Raw genomic sequence first — 16,462 nt, 5'->3', positions numbered from 1 at the left:
CTGTTCGCTGACTGCTCAAGTATAATACCACAGAGGCGGGTGGATGTCAAGGGTTTTGGAAAAGTTTTTTACTTTTTCTTTCTGGGGTGGCGGACACGGTAGTAGATCACGCCGCAGACCGCGCCGATGAGGATGGCGGGCCATGCGCCCACAAGGAACACCGCCACGGCCTGTGCGCCGGACACGAAGCCGGTCCAGCCATTGCGCAGGGCGGCCAGCAGCTTTGCGCCGAAGCTGGTGCTGGTGGGGGTCAGGGTCTCCACCTCGTTCAGGGTGATATAGACGGTGCAGCAGGAGACCTGATTGCTGTACCAGTCCAGCTGGCTCTGCCAGCTCTCGATCTGGTACTGCACATCGCTCAGGCTGGACTCGATCTCCAGCAGGTCGGCCAGGGTGTCGGCCTGGGCCTGCAGCTCCTGCAGGCGGGTGCGCTGGGCGGTCAGGCTGGCCAGCCGGGCCTCGGTGTCCATATACCGGGTGGTGATATCCTCCGCCTGCTGGTTCTGGTAGGTCACGCTGCCGGACTGGGCAGCGGCGGCCAGAAAGCTCTTGTAGCTGTCCTGGGGCACCCGCAAAGTCAGGCTGACGCTTCGGGTGCTGTCGGTGTTGGTGTACTCGCTGCTGGATTCCATATAGCCGTCTGCGTCAGAAAGGGCCGCATCCAGTGCCGCACGGGCGGTATCGTAATCCCGGGTCTCCAGCGTGAGGTTGGCAGTATAGATGATCTTGGCGCTGTCGGCGGTGCGGGTGGAAGCATCGCTCTCCGCTTCGCCGGAGGTCAGCAGGGAACCGCCGGTGGCAGTGTCTGCTGACCGGTAGCCGTCCTCTGCGCTGAAGGAGGAGATACCGTTGTCCGCAGAACCGTAGGTGGCGTTTTCGGTGTCCTCCATGGAGTAAACAGCGGCCTGCGGGGCGGCTGCCTTGGTGGCGGCGGCAGAGTAGTTGGAGGAAGAGCCGCCGCCCAGCAGGGTGACCCCCTCCCATTCGTAGGCATGCACGGCACCGTACAGGCAGACCCCGCAGACTGCCGCGCAGGCGGCCAACTGGGCCCAGCGCCGGGCGGGGAAGCGGAGGGGCTTCTTCTGTTTTTTGGGGGTTGGGGAAGGCGCGGGTATGGCGATGCTCTTGGCACCGGGTGTCTCGGCGGCATTGGCCTGCAGGGCAAGCAGCTTTGCCTTCAGGTCATCGGAAGCGTGCAGATCGTCCACTTCCATCTTGTATTCATACCACCTCATCTTCGATCTCCTCCTTCAGCAGCGTATGTAACTGGGCGCGTGCCCGCCGCAGCCAGCTGAGCACCGTGTTGGTGGGTGCACCCAGCATCCGGCCTACCTCGGCGGCGGTGTAGCCCTCGTAATAATGGAGGTACACGGCGTTGCGGTAGTTTTCCGGCAGAGTGCGCACCGCATCGAGCACACTGCTGTCATTTCCGGATTCCGGGGCAGGAATGTTTTCGTCCAGTTCGGTGTCCTTCTGGCGCGCGGCCCGGGTGATATCCCGGCAGCGATTGATGGCGACCCGCAGCAGCCAGGCTTTGAGGTGCTCCTCACTCTCAAAGCGGCCTTCGTAGCGCAGGAGCTTTTCAAACACATCCTGCACCACGTCCTCCGCATCGGCGGCGCAGCTGCAATTGTGCATCGCGGCGCGGAACACGGTGTCGCTGTATCGCTGTACAGCCAGCGCAAAAACTTCGTCTTTGGTCAACTGTCCCATAAGTCTCTTTCTCTCCTTTGCGGCCCCGGGCGGGGCTGGTGGAAACAACTGTTTCAAAGGGACGTTTCACCCCATATACGGGTGAAGCGCACGGATTATTGCATTAACGATATAGCCTTTGGAAAAGGGCAATTTTCTCCGCAAGATACAGATCTGCTTTGGGGTGGGCCAGCCAGTGCTTCTGCCGGGTGGTCTGGCATAGGCGGCGGGCAAGGGCGGCAGGGTCGGTGTCGATGGCCTCCACATCCTGCAGGGTCAATTGCAGGGTCAGAGCGGCCGGGACATCCGGCAGGGGCGGCAGCGGGTCCTCCCAGACAAAGGGAGGCAGCAGCTGCACCGCGCAGACAGCGCGGGAACACTCCTCGGTGAGCAGCAGGGCGGCGGGGGAGCCATCTGGCTCTACATGCAGGCTGCTGTAAAGCAGCTGGAGGTTCCGGGGAGCAGAGAGCAGAACAGCACCCTCGTCCGCCGTTTCGCTGAGGGTGAGGCACCCGGCGGCCTCGTCGGCATAGATGCGCCGGGCCGGTGCCCGGAAGCTGGCATAGAGCGCAGGCAGGTGGAAAACACCCGCCTTGTCCAGCCCGTGCTGCAGCAGCAGATAGAATTCGGTCAGCGGGTGGTCCGGGTCCGGCTGCGGCATCCCGAAGTCCGGCCGGGAAAGATGTCCTCCGCCCATAGTCTCCCTCCTTTTCCAGTGCATTACCCTTTTAGTATATGGGTTTTGCAACGGATTTTCAACTGTAATTGCAACGCTTTCGGAGAATGGAAAATTTTCCCGCGCGGCCAGGACCCTTTACAGGGGAGCCTCCGGCAGACCGAGAAAGGGAGACAGAAACAAAAAGCCCGATCGTTCGGGAACGACCGGGCCTGTGCATATTGTGCTGAGAGAGACGCAGTTACTTCTGATAGCCCAGCGTAGCCGCCATCACGGCTTTGATGGTGTGCATCCGGTTTTCGGCCTCGTCAAAGACGATGCTCTGGGGGCCCTCGAACACCTCATCGGTCACCTCCATGGCATCGCGGCCAAAGCGCTCGCCCATCTCCTTGCCCACAGCGGTCTTGTGGTCGTGGTAGGCGGGTAGGCAGTGCATAAACACGGCCTTGGGGCCTGCAATATTCATCAACTCCTGATTGATCTGATAGGGGGCCAGGTCGTGGATGCGCTCGGCCCAGACCTCGATGGGCTCACCCATGGAGACCCACACATCGGTGTAAAGGACATCGGCACCCTGAGCGGCCTTGGCGGGATCCTCCTCAAAGGTCAGGGTGGCACCGGTCTCGGCGGCAATGGCCTGGCACTGTGCGATCAGGGCGGCATCCGGCTGATACTTTTTGGGGGCGCAGGCGGTGAAGTGCAGGCCCATCTTGGCACAGCCCACCATCAGGCTGTTGCCCATGTTGTAGCGGGCATCGCCGAAGTAGACGAAATGGATGCCCTTCAGGCTGCCGAAGTGCTCCCGGATGGTCAGGAAGTCGGCAAGGATCTGGGTGGGATGGAACTCGTTGGTCAGGCCGTTCCAGACCGGAACACCGGCGTAATGGGCCAGATCTTCCACGATCTCCTGCCCATAGCCGCGGTACTCGATGCCGTCAAACATCCGGCCCAGCACCCGGGCGGTGTCGGCAATGGATTCCTTTTTGCCGATCTGGCTGCCCGACGGGTCAAGGTAGGTGACCTCCATGCCCAGATCGTGAGCGGCGACCTCAAAGCTGCAGCGGGTGCGGGTGGAGGTCTTTTCAAAGATCAGGGCGATGTTCTTGCCTGCCAGCTGCTCATTGTGGCGGATGCCGGCCTTTTTCTTGGCCTTCAGGTCAGCGGCCAGATCGAGCAGCTCCTCGATCTCGGCAGGGGTGTAGTCCAGAAGCTTCAGAAAACTGCGATTTTTCAGACTCATTGTATACTTTCCTCTCTATGCAATTCAAAATGTATATTTATTCGATAAGATGGTTCTATTATATACCGAATAAACTGTATTTTCAAGGGAAAGTTTTGGGAGAAACCTCTCCGTCATTGCTGCGCAATGCCACCTCTCCTAGTAGGAGAGGCCTTGGCAAAACCGGGAACTTAGTTGGTACTGCCAAAGGCTCCCCTACTAGGGGAGCTGTCGAGCGGATGCGAGACTGAGAGGTTTGATCACAGCTCCAGCAGTTCCTTCCGCCCGCTGGGGGTGTAGGCGGTCAGGCGCACGCCTGCCTTTTTGAACATGAACCGCGCCGCCACGCTGGAATCGGAATCGTGGTACTTGTCGCCGTAGTACACCACCTCGGAGATGCCGGACTGGATGATGGCCTTGGCGCACTCGTTGCAGGGGAAGAGGGTCACGTAGACCCGGGCACCCTTCAGGTTGTTGTGGGCGCTGTTCAGGATGGCGTTGAGCTCCGCATGGCAGACGTACATATACTTCGTGTCCAGCGGGTCGCCCTCGCGCTCCCACGGCATGGCATCGTCATCGCATCCAATGGGCATTCCGTTGTAGCCCAGGGAGAGGATCTTGTTCTCCGGGCTGACGATGCAGGCTCCCACCTGGCTGCTGGGGTCCTTGGAGCGCATGGCGGTGAGCAGGGCGATGCCCATAAAGTATTCATCCCAGTTGATGTAATCGGTGCGTTTCATGGCAAAGTGCCTCCCTCTATCTTTCATTGGGTCTATTGTACCATGCCAACCCACGTCCTGCAATCGATTTTGCGCGCATCCGGTCAAAATGCACAAAAGAATCCCGGGAAGTTTGGCGGGCAGATGAAAGAAAATTTCGGACAATCTATTTGAAAATCATTTTGAGTGTGGTATTATCTTTGTAAAATATGCCACAAAAACGGAGAGACTGCTCCGTGCGGCGGAAATGAGGGAAAAACCGATATGAAATACGCAAGCAACAACATCCGTAATATCTTGATTGCAGGCCATGCCGGCAGCGGCAAAACGACGCTGACTGAGGCACTGGTCTATTTTTCGGGCGCAGCAGAGCGTATGGGCCGTGTTGAGGACGGCACCACGATTTCGGACTTTGACCCTGAGGAAGCAAAGCGGAAGGCAAGTCTGTCGGCATCCGTGGTGCCGGTGGAGTACGAAGGCATCAAGTACAACCTGATCGATGCGCCGGGCCTGTTCGACTTTGAGGCAGGTGAGTATGAGGGTATCCGCGCTGCCGAGAGCGTGCTGGTGTGTGTTTCCGGCCGCAGCGGCGTGACCGTGGGCGCGGAGAAAGCCTTCCAGCTGGCCCGCAAGAACGGCAAGGCCACCATGGTGTTCATCTCCAAGTGCGACCTGGAAAATGCCAACTACTTCAAGATCCTGGAGGAGATGAAGATCAAGTTCGGCTCCACCGTCTGCCCCTGTGTTGTGCCCGCCAAGCTGGACGACGGCACCCCTGTCTACATCAACCTGTTCAGCCAGAAAGCCTTCAAGTATGAGAGCGGCAAGCAGATCCAGGTGGAGCTGCCCGATATCGGCCACCGCTTCCAGGGCCTGATCGAGGCTATGAGCGAGGCCATTGCCGAGACCGACGATGAGCTGATGGAAAAGTTCTTCGGCGGTGAACCCTTTACGACCGAGGAGATCGTTGAGGGAATGCGCAAGGGCGTTAAGGACGGCCTGATCACCCCCGTGTTCTGCGGCAGCGCCGTCAACCAGCAGGCATTGGATATGCTGCTGTTCAATATGCACAAGCTCCTGCCCAGCCCGCAGCACGATGCCGCCATCCTGGCCGAGAATGCCAGCGGCGAGCCTGTGGAGCTGCATTGTGATGAGACCGAGCCCACCGCAGCCTATGTCTTTAAGACTGTGGCTGACCCGTTCGTGGGCAAGCTGAGCTACCTGCGCGTGATCAGCGGCAAGGTGACCGGCGGCGCTGCTCTGGTCAACGCCCGCACCGGCGAGACTGAGAAGATCAGCAAGCCCCTGACCGTCATCGGCAAGAAGCAGGTCGAGACCGACGGCATCGGTGCCGGTGATATCGGCGCTGTGGCAAAGCTGGTCAGCGCAAAGACCGGCGATACCCTGTGCGATGCTTCTCGCGTGGTCAAGCTGCCTGCCGCTACCTTCCCGCTGCCCAGCCTGTTCATGGCAGTCACCGTGGCCAAAAAGGGCGACGAGGGCAAGATCTCCAGCGCGCTGGCCCGTCTGATGGAAGAAGATCCGACCCTGAGCTACATCAATAACGCCGAGACCCACCAGCAGATCATTGGTGGCCTGGGTGAGCAGCATCTGGATGTGGTCAAGGCCAAGCTGAAGAATAAGTTCGGCGTGGAGATCGGTCTGGAAACTCCCCGCATTGCCTACCGTGAGTCCATCCGCAAGGCCTGCCAGAAGCAGGGCCGCCATAAGAAGCAGACCGGCGGCCACGGCCAGTTCGGCGATGTCGTCATCAACTTCGAGCCCTGTGACAGCGAGCAGGTCGTGTTTGAGGAAAAGGTGTTCGGTGGCAGCGTGCCCAAGAACTTCTTCCCGGCTGTGGAAAAGGGTGTCCGCCTTGCCGCCGAAAAGGGCGTGCTGGCCGGTTATCCTGTGGTCGGCCTGAAGGCTACCCTGCTGGATGGCAGCTACCACCCCGTGGACAGCTCCGAGATGGCCTTTATCATGGCTGCAAAGCTGGCCTATAAGGCTGCAATGCCCGAGGCAGGCCCCGTCATTCTGGAGCCCATCCATACCCTGAAGGCCCATGTCCCCAACGACAACACCGGCGATATCATGGGCGATGTGACCAAGCGCCGCGGCCGCGTGCTGGGCATGGAACCCGATGAGGATGGCATGCAGACCGTCATTGCCGAGGTCCCGCTGGCTGAGCTGAGCAACTTCACCACCTTTATCCGGCAGATCACCCAGGGCCGCGGCTGGTTCACCACCGAGTTTGCCCGCTACGAGATCCTGCCCGAGATGCTGGTGCCCGCTGTGGTGGAGCAGGCCAAGAAGCTGGGCAACCTGGATGAGGGTGCGGAGGATTAAACCACTCCGTCTCGTATCCGCTCGACAGCTCTCCTGATCGGAGAACCAAGTTGAGTTCCTATTGACATTACCGGAGCCCTGCTGGCAATTCCCTCTGCCGGCGGGGCTTTTTGTTGTTGGGGGAAAGGAACAAAACAGAAAAAGGCGGGGCATCAGATTACTGCACTGATGCCCCGCCTTTTGCAGGTCAGATCATTTTTTCCGTTTTCCGGGTCTCTTTTTCCGCACGCTGTACCCGAAGGTGCCCAGCTTTTTGCCCAGGCTCAGGTACTCGCCGTGGCTGTACACGATCAGCTTTGCCTTGTCCAGGCAGAGCTTGCCGTTTTCGTCCAGCAGGCTCTCATCCACATCGCAGGCCACAACTTCGGCCAGGAACAGGTCATGGCTGCCCAGCGGGATGACCTGCGTGACCCTGCATTCCAGATTGACCGGGCTCTCCTCCAGGATGGGGCAGTCGGTCAGAACGCTGCCCGGTGCGGCATGGAGCTTGCAGGCGGCAAACTTGTCGTTGTCGCGGCCGCTCTTCACGCCGCACCAGTCCACCGCACGCACCAGCTGTTCAGTGGGCAGGTTGATAGCAAATTGTCCGCTCTCCTTGATGAGGTGGTGGCTGTACCGTTCGGGGCGGACGCTGATGGATACCATGCTGGGCTGGGTGCAGATGGTGCCTGTCCAGCCGATGGTGATGAGGTTGGGCTGCTCCAGCCCACCGCAGGAGACCAGCACCGGCGGTTCCGGGTTCAGCAGGGTGCTGCCCCGCCAGCTCTGTTTGCTCATCCGTGATACTTCCTTTCATAGGGGGCCCAGGTGCGCTCCGAGATGATGTAGCGCGGGCGGGCCTTTGTTTCCATATAGATCTTGCCGATGTATTCGCCGATGACACCCAGGCAGACCAGCTGAACGCCGCCCACAAAGCAGACGATGCAGATGGTGGAGGCCCAGCCGGCCACCACGCTGCCCATGGCCGCCTGCACGATGGCCCAGATCACGCCGATGAAGCTGATGAGGCTGACCACGATGCCTGCCCCGGTGATGAGCCGGATGGGCTTGTTGGAAAGGCTGGTGATGCCATCAAAGGCCAGCGCCAGCATTTTGCGCAGGGGATAGTGGCTCTCACCGGCCAGCCGCTCGTGCCGCTCGTAGAACACCTGCTCGCTCTTAAAGCCCACCAGCGGTACCATGCCGCGCAGGAAGATGTTGACCTCCTTGTAGTCGGCAAAGCTGTCCAGCACCCGGCCGCTGATGAGCCGGTAGTCGGCGTGGTTGAACACGATATCCGCACCAAGGGCATTCATCAGGTGGTAGAAGCCCTCGGCAGTGAACCGCTTGAAGAAGGTGTCGGTGTCCCGGCGGCTGCGCACGCCGTAGACCACCTCGGCACCGTCCAGATATTTCTGCACCATCTCGTCCATGGCGTTGATGTCATCCTGACCATCGCAGTCAATGGAGATGGTGATGTCGCAGTTGTTGGCGCGGGCCTCCATCAGGCCCGCCAGCACGGCGTTCTGATGGCCCCGGTTCCGGCTCTGGGAAATGCCGATGAAATGCGCATCCTGCTTTGCAAAGCTGCAGATGAGCTCCCAGGTCTTATCGCGGGAACCATCGTTGACGAACAGCACCCGGCTCTTGTCGCTGATCATGCCTTTTTCGGTGAGGCTGGTGATCTTTTGCAGGAACATTGGCGCTGTAATGGGCAGCACCTGCTCCTCGTTGTAGCAGGGGATCACGATCCAGAGAATTGGTTTAGACATAGTTATAAATCACTTTCCTTTTATAGAATCATCTGCCGCAGAGCTTCCGGCTCCAGCAGCTTGAAGCTGGAACGGTAGGTGTCCAGCAGGCCGTCCCGCTGCATCAGGCTCAGCTCCCGGGAAAGGGCGCTGCGGTCGCAGTTGAGGTAATCGGCCAGCTGGATGCGGGAGAAGGGGATGGTAAAGGTCATGCTGCCCTGCTGCTCGGCCTCGCTGAGCAGGTAGGCGCAGACCTTGGCCCGCAGGGTCTTCATCACCAGCAGGTCCACCCGGCGGGAGAGCAGGAAATATTTATCGCTGATGGTCCGCACCAGATTCTGCAGCAGGCGCTGGCGGGCAGCGGAGCCGTCCGGCTGGAGCAGCTTCTCGTAGGGGAAGAGCAGGACCTCGCAGGGGGCGGATGCCACCACCGTGACCGGGCTGTCCAGGCTGGAACCGCCCAGCACGTCACCAAACACGCCCCCCGGCCCCATGTGGGTGATGGGGATCCGTGCCCCGCCCGGTGCCGGGCGGTAGGCCTCGATGCTTCCGGTCAGCACAACGCCGCCCCGGCGGCTGGGGGCCCCGGCCTGCACCAGCGCCTCGCCCCGGCCATAACTGCGGATGCAGGCCCCCAGCTCACTGAGCAGGGGGCGCAGTTCCCCGGCAGAGATCCCGGCAAAAAGAGAGGTGGATTGTAACAGCGGCAGATAGTTTTCCATGTCAGTTCCGTGAGGTTTTCCCCGGGCCCTCACCGCCCTTCTGCAATTCCGTTGCATGGGCAACGGTATTTTTAGCTCCATTATAGTAAACTTGAGCGCGTAAAGCAAATGATTTTGCAAAATTTGCAAATTTTGTTTCTGGTTGGAACAACAAAGAGAGGAAGGAATCTGAACCATGATGAAAAAACTGACCTCCCTGCTGCTGTCGGCTGCGCTGATGATCAGCCTGCTGGCCTGCGGGGCTTTTGCCGCCAAAACAAAAAGCGGCGTGCGCATTGCGGGCCTGAAGGGCCCCACCACCATGGGCCTGGTCAATCTGCTGGATATGGAGCGCAGCGGCAAGGCCAGCCAGCACTACGACCTGCAGCTCTACGGTGCAGCGGACGAGATCGTGCCCAAGCTCATCAAGGGTGAACTGGATATGGCCGCCATCCCTGCCAATCTGGCCGCGACCCTCTACCAGAAGACCAATGGCGGCATCCAGGTGATGGCCGTGAACACGCTGGGCGTGCTGTATGTGGTGGAAAAGGGCGACAGCGTCCACAGCTTTGCCGACCTGAAGGGCCGCACCATCCTGTCCACCGGCAAGGGCACCACGCCGGAGTATGTTCTGCGCTACCTGCTCACCAAGAATGGACTGGATCCCGACAAGGATGTGAAGATCGAGTATTACAGCGAGGCATCCGAGGTGACTGCCCAGATGGCCGCCTCCAAAAAGGATGCCATTGCCGTTCTGCCCCAGCCCTATGTGACCGCCGCTCAGCTGAAGGACAGCAGCCTGCGGGTGGTACTGGATCTGACCAAGGAGTGGAACAAGGTCTGTGACACCCAGCTCATCACGGGTGTCACCGTTGTCCGCACCGAGTACGCCAAAGAGAACCCGGACATCGTGGCAAATTTCCTGCGGGATTACGAGAAGAGCATCAAGGCCGCCCAGACAGATATTGCCGGCACGGCGGCTCTCTGCGAGGAGACCGGCGTGGTGGCCAAAAAGGCCATTGCCCAGAAGGCGCTGCCCCAGTGCAACATCGTTTACCGTGTGGGGGACGAGATGAAGGCCGATGTCAATGCCTACCTCAAGGTGCTGTATGATGCTTCCCCCGCTGCAGTGGGCGGCAAGCTGCCGGATGCAAACTTCTACTACACCAAGGCCACGCCCGGCCAGGTGTTCTGGAAAAGCGTCCAGCGCAGCTTTCAGTAAACCGATAAAAAGGAGAGCCGTGCAGCTGCACGGCTCTTTTTGAGTGAGAACGGAGCAGGTAAAATGAAACAGACAAAAAAACGCCGCACAGGGCTGCTGGCAGCGGCGGTGTTCTGGCTGGCCGTCTGGCAGGCGGCGGCTATGGCCATCGGGCAGGAGGTCTTTCTGGTGTCGCCCATTCAGGCGGCGGGCACCCTGATGGAGCTGCTGCCGCAGGCCGATTTCTGGCAGCGGGTGGGGTTCAGCGCCGGGCATATCCTGCTGGGTTTTGCGCTGGGCGTGGTGGTCAGCGTTCTGCTGGCGGCTGCCGCCGAGCGTTGGACCTGGGTGGACACGCTGCTGGCCCCGGTCATCCAGCTGGTTAAGGCCACGCCGGTGGCTAGCTTCATCATTCTGGCGCTGGTGTGGGTCAGCGGGCGGTCGCTCTCCATCCTCATCAGCTTTCTGATGGTCCTGCCCGTGCTGTACAGTGCCGTGCGCACCGGCATCGAGAGCGCGGACGTGCAGCTGCTGGAAATGGCACAGGTGTTCCACCTGCCGCTGGCCCGGCGGGTCAAAGCCATCTGGCTGCCCGCTATTCTGCCGGCCTTCCGGCAGGGGTGCAGCGTGGCGCTGGGCATCTGCTGGAAGAGTGGTGTGGCCGCCGAGGTCATCGGCCTGCCCGATGGCAGCATCGGAGATGCCCTCTACCGGGCAAAGATCACACTCTCTACCGGGGAGCTGTTCGCCTGGACGTTTGTCATCATCCTGCTGAGCGCAGGCTTTGAAAAGCTGTTTCTGGCCCTGCTGGACAAGGCGGTGGCCCGCGTGTTGGGAGAGGATATGACGAAAAATGATTAACAAACTGGAAATTTGCGGATTAACAAAACGTTTTGGAGAAAAAACGCTCTTTGAGGATCTGGATCTGACCCTTGCGGAGCCTGCCGTTCTCTGGGCACCCAGCGGCTGGGGCAAGACCACCCTGCTCCGCATCCTGATGGGGCTGGAAGTGCCGGATTCGGGCACGGTGCAGGGCGTGGGACGGGTCGGCGCTGTCTTTCAGGAGGATCGGCTCTGCCCGCAGTTGACCGCCGTGCAGAACGTGGAACTGGTGCTTCCGGAGGGAAAAACACAATACAAAACGCAAATCGTGTCTGATTTTCAACGATTTGGATATGATAAGCAGGCGCTTGCCCTGCCTGCCCGGAAGCTTTCCGGCGGGCAGAAGCGCCGTGCGGCCCTGCTCCGCGCTCTCTGGGCCGGGTGCGACACCCTGCTGCTGGACGAACCCTTCACCGGCATGGACCCGGAGGCCATGAAAAAAGCCGCAGCGCTCCTGAAAGAGCGCCGCGGCGAACGGGCTGTTTTGTTGGCTACCCATGACCGGGAAGCCATCCGGGAGCTGGGGTGGAGGATCATTGACCTGACGTAAGTGATTGTATTTTGTCAGAAAATATGATATCCTGAAAATACAGCTTTTAAGCTGTCATCAGGTGTTGCCTTAAACGTAGGCGGCTGAACGCTCCTTACCGAACCGCAAAGGTTTTACTTACTGGTAAACAGGCATCGGGAGGGCGGCTTTTTTGGGCGCACAATCCCGACGCTTCGGCGAAAGGAGGAATGCGCATGACTTTGTCAGAAGTGCTGCTGCTGTTGACATTTGTTTCCAGCGTAGCATATGGTGTTTTTGACATCACATGGAAAATCAGCCATGACGACAAAAGATATAAAAACAAAAAAGACTGACCGCCATCTATGCTTCCCCAAGCAAATCGGTCAATCTTTTTTGATACGAGTAACGTAAGGAGCTAGCCGTTTGGAGGGCAGCACCTTTTGTAATTCCAGTATATACGTTTCAACGTAAATTGTCAAGCAAAAGTCACAGCAGCTCCGCCAGAATGCTGTTCTGCACAATGAGACCGGCGGGGGTGAGGGCAAGGGTGCTGCCATCGAAGGTGGCATAGCCGGACTTTACACAGTTTTTCACAAAGGCGAGCTGGGCGGTGGAAAACTCCTTCCCGTAGCGGGCCTTATAGGCGGAAAGATCCAGCCCCTTGCGCAGCCGCAGCTGTAAAATGAGATAGTCCTCTGCGCCGCAGCCTCCGTCCATGACGGGGGCCGCTTTGTCGTTCAGGAAGGCCTCGGTGTCGGCGGGGTAATAGAATCGTCTGCCGCCCATGCAGGAGTGCGCCGCCGGGCCAAGGCCGAGGTAATCCCCACAGTCCCAGTAGATGAGGTTGTGCCTGCCCTCATAGCCGGGCTTTGCAAAGTTCGAAATCTCATACTGCCGGTATCCATGGTGCTCCAGGTGCTCCACGGCGTAGAGGTAAAAGTCTGCTGCTTCGTCGGGGGAGGGCAGACCCTCGGGCGGGTGCCTGCCAAAGGCGGAATCCGGTTCGATCTTTAAGAGGTAAGCGGAGATGTGCGTTGCCCCGCCCTCCGCAATGAGCTCCAGTGTCTCGTCAAACTCGGCCTGCGTATAATGGGGCAGGGCCAGCATAATGTCGCCGCTGATGTTGGTAAAGCCCGCCCGCCGTGCCGCCGCAAAGGCAGCCCGGGCCTGCCGGGCGGTGTGGGGGCGGCCCAGCGTTTTCAGCTGGCTGTCCCGGGCCGACTGTACCCCGAAAGAGATGCGGTTCACCCCAGCTTCCCGGAAACCGCACAGGGTCTGCTCGGTCACGGTCTCAGGGTTGGCCTCCAGCGTGATCTCCGCCCCGGGTGCCGGAGCTGCCGCCGCAATGAGCCGGGCGGCATCAGCAGGGGAGAGCAGGCTGGGGGTGCCGCCGCCAAAATAGATCGTGTCCGGGTGAAGAGGCGCTTCCGGCGCAAAGCGGGCAAGCTCCCGCAGAAGGGCATCCACATACTGGGTGGGCACGCCGCGCTGGCCGGGGGCAGAATAGAAATCACAGTACCGGCATTTGGAAAAGCAGTAGGGAATATGCAGATAAAGTCCAAGAGACATACAATATCACAGCCTTTTTCACGAAACGTTCATTTCTATGCAGTATACTATAAAACGTAGACCGGAGCAAGGCGGAATGCCCGCCCCGGCAAAAAGACTGGAGGAGTTCCACAATGGATTACAGAAATTATGACCGCGGCTATGCGGAGCCCACGATGAGCGCATCGGACTATATGACCCGCACCTACCGCTGGATGGCCTGCGGCCTGCTCATCACCTTCGCCATGGCCTATCTCACTGCGACGACCTCGCTTATCTATCTGGTCGATTCGCTCTATCTTGTGCTGACCATTGCGGAGCTGGCGCTGGTAATCGTGCTGAGCTCCCGGGTGCAGACCATGTCGGTGGGAGCTGCCCGCGCGGCCTTTTTCGGTTATGCACTGCTCAACGGCATGGTGCTGAGCTACTATTTCCTTGTTTTCTCGGCAAGCACCCTGATCATGGCGCTGCTGGCAACGTCCCTCTACTTCGGGCTGATGGCTGTTTACGGCACCACCACCCATAAGGACCTGACCGGCTGGGGCCCCCGCCTGATGATGGCTCTGGTTGCCATGATCATCACCGGCTTTGTGGGGATGCTGTTCGGCTTTGGCTTTGGCGGCTCGGTGCTCTACTGCGGCATCGGTCTGGTGGTGTTCATGCTGCTGACCGCTTACGATACCCAGAAGCTGCAGCAGATGTACAGCTACTACTCCGCTGATGCTGAGATGGCCGAAAAGGCTTCCATCTATGGCGCGCTGACCCTGTATCTGGACTTCATCAACATCTTCCTGTATGTTGTCCGCCTGATGGGCAACAACCGCCGCCGCAGCTGATCTGTGTATTTCAGCCCTCTCCGTCAAGGCCTCAGGCTTTGACGGAGAGGGTTTTCTTTTTATAAAATGTGTATAAACCCGGTTCCGGAATCGCATACTGCAATCAGAAAATCAAGCGAAACCATGACGGATTGGAGTAACGAACATGGAACAGATCAGGAAATTTCTGCGGGACAAAGGGTTTGCGCTGGCACTGCTGGCCTGTCTGGTGGCGGCAGCGGCGGCGGGGGTCTGGGCGGTGCGCACCGTGCGCGACGAGCTGGACAAGAACCTTTCTGGCCTGAAGACACCGGACAGCACATCCACGGCCCCCGGCATCGATGAGGGGCTTTCCACCACCACGCCACAGGAGGACGAAACAACATGGGAATGGCCGACCGAACCCGCCGCAAACAGTGTAAGCAATGTGCCCAAGGCGGCCTCCTCGGCATCGCGGAGTGCATCTTCGGCCTCCTCTGCGCCGCAGGCTGGCTCTGGCTCGGTGCGCGAACCATCCGCGCTGCAAGGTGCATCCTCGCCTGCCAGCAGTTCGGCAGCGCCTGCTTCCACGCAGCCGGTCTCTGGCAGGGTGCTCAATGGATACAGCGGCGATGAGCTGGTCTACAACAAGACCCTGGGCGACTGGCGCACCCACAACGGCATCGACTATGCCTGCGCAAAGGATGCTGCCGTCCAAAGCCCCACGGCGGGCACGGTGGTGCTGGCCGGTTCCGATGGCAGCTGGGGCCCCACTGTGGCGATCAAGGACAGTGCGGGCCGTGTCTGGCGGCTCTGCGGCGTGGCCAACCCGGCGGTGAAAGAGGGCGAGACGGTCAGTGCCGGGCAGACATTGGGCAAAGTGGGCAGCGTCAGCTGTGAATGCGCCGAGGAAAGCCATATCCATCTGGAAGTGAAGCAGGACGACAGTTATCTTGACCCTGCAAAACTGATGCAGTGACCCCAAGCGGCAGACACGACCGTCTGCCGCTTTTCTGTGCTTTTCCAAAGGAATGCAGATTGCAATTGCGGGCCGATTCTGGTATGATAAACTAGAACAAATTTCGACAGGCAGTGAATTGCGGGAGGAACCAGAATGGCAAAGGTGTTGATCGTGGGGGCCGGTGCGGCCGGGCTGATGGCGGCGGGGGCCGCTGTGCGGCAGGGGCATCAGGTAACGGTGCTGGAGCATACCGACAAGCCCGGTCAGAAGATCCTGGTCACGGGCAAGGGGCGCTGCAATGTGACCAACGACTGCACCGCAGAGGAATTTCTGCACCATGTCCGCACCAATCCGCGCTTTCTGTTCTCCTCGCTGGGGGCGTTCCCGCCCGCCAGGACCATGGAGCTGTTCGAGAGCCTGGGCGTGGAGCTGAAGGTGGAGCGCGGCCGCCGGGTGTTCCCGGTGTCCGACAAAGCCGAAGAGATCCGGCAGGCACTGCTCCGCTACGCACAGGACGCGGAGATCGTCTATGACGGGGCAAAAAAGCTGCTTCTGGAAGAGCTGCCTCCGGAGCCGGAAGCCGCCCCTGCCGTGCCGGAAAATCCGCGCCATCCCAAAAAGAAAAAAGCCGGGCCTGCCCTGCGCTGTGTCGGTGTGCGGGGGACTTCCGGGAAAGAATACCGGGCCGATGCCGTGCTGGTGGCCACCGGCGGTGTGAGCTACCCCACCACCGGCTCCACCGGTGACGGCTACCGGCTGGCCCGGCAGGCCGGGCACACCCTTGTGGAGCCGGTGCCCAGTCTGGTCAGTCTGGTCAGCCATGACCCGGACTGCAAAAAGATGATGGGTCTTGCTCTGAAAAATGTGACCCTGACCCTTTTTGAGGATGGCAAGGATATCTTTGAGGAGCAGGGCGAGATGCTGTTCACCCACTTTGGCATCAGCGGCCCGCTGACCCTGAGCGCGTCCAGCCATCTGGGCGATATGAAAAAGCACAAGTACCACGCCGAGATCGACCTGAAGCCCGCCCTGAGCGAGGAGCAGCTCTATGACCGCATCACCCGGGATTTTGCCCTGCTGGCCAACCATGCCGCCCAGGGGGCGCTGGTCAAGCTGCTGCCTGCCAGTATGCAGCCGGTCATGGTGGCACGCTGGGGCATTGACCCTGCCACAAAGGCCAACCAGATCACCCGGGAGCAGAAGCGGGAGCTGGTGCGCCTGATGAAGCACTGGAACGTGCCCATCGATGCCCGGGGCGACCTGGCCCATGCGGTCATCACTTCCGGCGGCGTGTCCGTGCGGGAGGTGGACCCCAGGACCATGCAGAGCAAGAAGGCGCTGGGCCTTTACTTTGCAGGTGAGGTGCTGGATGTGGATGCCTATACCGGCGGCTACAACCTGCAGATCGCTTTCTGTACGGCGCAGAGCTTTGCAAATCACCTCTGAGAGGTTGGACAGAGCAGAGCTTGACCGATGATA

The 16,462-nt window shown here is 59.9% G+C and carries 16 protein-coding genes; 7 read left to right on the top strand and 9 right to left on the bottom strand.

What is annotated here, in order from left to right:
* Positions 1–68: 68 nt before the first annotated feature.
* The 5 genes from J3352_RS11525 to J3352_RS11505 all read right to left on the bottom strand — a co-directional run bounded on the left by J3352_RS11525 (position 69) and on the right by J3352_RS11505 (position 4,327).
* Entirely contained in the window at positions 69–1,235 is a 1,167-nt protein-coding gene (locus J3352_RS11525; protein WP_005929344.1) for a DUF4349 domain-containing protein, read from the bottom strand.
* Positions 1,222–1,713, bottom strand: coding sequence for an RNA polymerase sigma factor (locus J3352_RS11520; RefSeq protein WP_156066793.1), 492 nt, complete (start codon positions 1,711–1,713; stop codon positions 1,222–1,224). Before J3352_RS11520 ends, J3352_RS11525 begins: the two co-directional genes overlap by 14 nt.
* A gap of 103 nt (positions 1,714–1,816) precedes the next feature.
* Positions 1,817–2,389, bottom strand: coding sequence for a hypothetical protein (locus J3352_RS11515; RefSeq protein ID WP_035393305.1), 573 nt, complete (start codon positions 2,387–2,389; stop codon positions 1,817–1,819).
* A gap of 220 nt (positions 2,390–2,609) precedes the next feature.
* Positions 2,610–3,608, bottom strand: a complete 999-nt coding sequence (gene argF, locus J3352_RS11510) for an ornithine carbamoyltransferase (protein WP_156066791.1) — start codon at positions 3,606–3,608, stop codon at positions 2,610–2,612.
* A 239-nt stretch (positions 3,609–3,847) separates the two neighbouring features.
* Complete coding sequence (locus tag J3352_RS11505) at positions 3,848–4,327, bottom strand: dCMP deaminase family protein (protein ID WP_035393303.1); 480 nt, start codon at positions 4,325–4,327, stop codon at positions 3,848–3,850.
* 243 nt (positions 4,328–4,570) lie between these two features.
* On the opposite strand from J3352_RS11505, the gene J3352_RS11500 reads away from it, so the two are divergent.
* Entirely contained in the window at positions 4,571–6,655 is a 2,085-nt protein-coding gene (locus tag J3352_RS11500; protein WP_156066789.1) for an elongation factor G, read from the top strand.
* Between the two features lie 192 nt (positions 6,656–6,847).
* Here J3352_RS11500 and J3352_RS11495 read toward each other — a convergent pair whose 3' ends face one another.
* From J3352_RS11495 to J3352_RS11485, 3 genes are read right to left on the bottom strand one after another with little or no spacing between them, the layout of a single operon-like run.
* Entirely contained in the window at positions 6,848–7,432 is a 585-nt protein-coding gene (locus J3352_RS11495; protein WP_097769965.1) for a flavin reductase family protein, read from the bottom strand.
* Entirely contained in the window at positions 7,429–8,406 is a 978-nt protein-coding gene (locus J3352_RS11490; protein WP_156066787.1) for a glycosyltransferase family 2 protein, read from the bottom strand. The genes J3352_RS11495 and J3352_RS11490 overlap by 4 nt, the downstream gene beginning before the upstream one ends.
* Before the next feature lie 20 nt (positions 8,407–8,426).
* A complete protein-coding gene (locus J3352_RS11485; RefSeq protein WP_156066785.1) occupies positions 8,427–9,107 on the bottom strand; it encodes a Crp/Fnr family transcriptional regulator in 681 nt (226 codons plus the stop codon).
* A 178-nt stretch (positions 9,108–9,285) separates the two neighbouring features.
* Here J3352_RS11485 and J3352_RS11480 point away from each other — a divergent pair, with 178 nt between their 5' ends.
* The 3 genes from J3352_RS11480 to J3352_RS11470 all read left to right on the top strand — a co-directional run bounded on the left by J3352_RS11480 (position 9,286) and on the right by J3352_RS11470 (position 11,719).
* The gene (locus tag J3352_RS11480) at positions 9,286–10,308 is read left to right on the top strand and encodes an ABC transporter substrate-binding protein (protein ID WP_156066825.1); all 1,023 of its coding nucleotides are present in this window, start codon (positions 9,286–9,288) and stop codon (positions 10,306–10,308) included.
* A gap of 63 nt (positions 10,309–10,371) precedes the next feature.
* Positions 10,372–11,148 carry an ABC transporter permease gene (locus J3352_RS11475; protein ID WP_156066783.1) on the top strand — a complete coding sequence of 259 codons (777 nt, stop codon included), beginning with the start codon at positions 10,372–10,374 and terminating at the stop codon, positions 11,146–11,148.
* The gene (locus J3352_RS11470) at positions 11,141–11,719 is read left to right on the top strand and encodes an ATP-binding cassette domain-containing protein (protein ID WP_156066781.1); all 579 of its coding nucleotides are present in this window, start codon (positions 11,141–11,143) and stop codon (positions 11,717–11,719) included. The genes J3352_RS11475 and J3352_RS11470 overlap by 8 nt, the downstream gene beginning before the upstream one ends.
* Positions 11,720–12,166: 447 nt before the next feature.
* Here the strand turns inward: J3352_RS11470 and hemW are convergent, their stop codons facing one another.
* A complete protein-coding gene (hemW, locus tag J3352_RS11465; RefSeq protein ID WP_156066779.1) occupies positions 12,167–13,249 on the bottom strand; it encodes a radical SAM family heme chaperone HemW in 1,083 nt (360 codons plus the stop codon).
* Positions 13,250–13,362: 113 nt separating this feature from the next.
* Here hemW and J3352_RS11460 point away from each other — a divergent pair, with 113 nt between their 5' ends.
* The 3 genes from J3352_RS11460 to J3352_RS11450 all read left to right on the top strand — a co-directional run bounded on the left by J3352_RS11460 (position 13,363) and on the right by J3352_RS11450 (position 16,429).
* The gene (locus tag J3352_RS11460; RefSeq protein WP_117535667.1) at positions 13,363–14,064 is read left to right on the top strand and encodes a Bax inhibitor-1/YccA family protein; all 702 of its coding nucleotides are present in this window, start codon (positions 13,363–13,365) and stop codon (positions 14,062–14,064) included.
* A 145-nt stretch (positions 14,065–14,209) separates the two neighbouring features.
* Positions 14,210–15,001: a M23 family metallopeptidase gene (locus J3352_RS11455; protein WP_156066777.1), complete on the top strand. Its 792-nt coding sequence runs from the start codon at positions 14,210–14,212 to the stop codon at positions 14,999–15,001.
* A 135-nt stretch (positions 15,002–15,136) separates the two neighbouring features.
* Positions 15,137–16,429: an NAD(P)/FAD-dependent oxidoreductase gene (locus tag J3352_RS11450; RefSeq protein WP_005929310.1), complete on the top strand. Its 1,293-nt coding sequence runs from the start codon at positions 15,137–15,139 to the stop codon at positions 16,427–16,429.
* Positions 16,430–16,462: the final 33 nt, after the last annotated feature.

Source organism: Faecalibacterium sp. Marseille-Q4164, from assembly GCF_017377545.1.
GTDB classification, from domain to species: domain Bacteria; phylum Bacillota; class Clostridia; order Oscillospirales; family Ruminococcaceae; genus Faecalibacterium; species Faecalibacterium duncaniae.
The sequence above is the reverse complement of the archived record's forward strand: the minus strand, read 5'-3'. Positions and strand labels throughout refer to the sequence as shown.

Excerpts from the sequence above, each read along its gene's own strand:
- J3352_RS11490 (WP_156066787.1), bottom strand. The coding sequence starts at position 8,406 with ATGTCTAAACCAATTCTCTGGATCGTGATCCCCTGCTACAACGAGGAG.
- hemW (WP_156066779.1), bottom strand. The coding sequence starts at position 13,249 with ATGTCTCTTGGACTTTATCTGCATATTCCCTACTGCTTTTCCAAATGC.
- J3352_RS11505 (WP_035393303.1), bottom strand. The coding sequence starts at position 4,327 with ATGAAACGCACCGATTACATCAACTGGGATGAATACTTTATGGGCATC.
- J3352_RS11495 (WP_097769965.1), bottom strand. The coding sequence starts at position 7,432 with ATGAGCAAACAGAGCTGGCGGGGCAGCACCCTGCTGAACCCGGAACCG.
- J3352_RS11485 (WP_156066785.1), bottom strand. The coding sequence starts at position 9,107 with ATGGAAAACTATCTGCCGCTGTTACAATCCACCTCTCTTTTTGCCGGG.
- J3352_RS11480 (WP_156066825.1), top strand. The coding sequence starts at position 9,286 with ATGAAAAAACTGACCTCCCTGCTGCTGTCGGCTGCGCTGATGATCAGC.
- J3352_RS11500 (WP_156066789.1), top strand. The coding sequence starts at position 4,571 with ATGAAATACGCAAGCAACAACATCCGTAATATCTTGATTGCAGGCCAT.
- J3352_RS11450 (WP_005929310.1), top strand. The coding sequence starts at position 15,137 with ATGGCAAAGGTGTTGATCGTGGGGGCCGGTGCGGCCGGGCTGATGGCG.
- J3352_RS11460 (WP_117535667.1), top strand. The coding sequence starts at position 13,363 with ATGGATTACAGAAATTATGACCGCGGCTATGCGGAGCCCACGATGAGC.
- J3352_RS11515 (WP_035393305.1), bottom strand. The coding sequence starts at position 2,389 with ATGGGCGGAGGACATCTTTCCCGGCCGGACTTCGGGATGCCGCAGCCG.
- argF (WP_156066791.1), bottom strand. The coding sequence starts at position 3,608 with ATGAGTCTGAAAAATCGCAGTTTTCTGAAGCTTCTGGACTACACCCCT.
- J3352_RS11470 (WP_156066781.1), top strand. The coding sequence starts at position 11,141 with ATGATTAACAAACTGGAAATTTGCGGATTAACAAAACGTTTTGGAGAA.
- J3352_RS11455 (WP_156066777.1), top strand. The coding sequence starts at position 14,210 with ATGGAACAGATCAGGAAATTTCTGCGGGACAAAGGGTTTGCGCTGGCA.
- J3352_RS11475 (WP_156066783.1), top strand. The coding sequence starts at position 10,372 with ATGAAACAGACAAAAAAACGCCGCACAGGGCTGCTGGCAGCGGCGGTG.
- J3352_RS11525 (WP_005929344.1), bottom strand. The coding sequence starts at position 1,235 with ATGAGGTGGTATGAATACAAGATGGAAGTGGACGATCTGCACGCTTCC.
- J3352_RS11520 (WP_156066793.1), bottom strand. The coding sequence starts at position 1,713 with ATGGGACAGTTGACCAAAGACGAAGTTTTTGCGCTGGCTGTACAGCGA.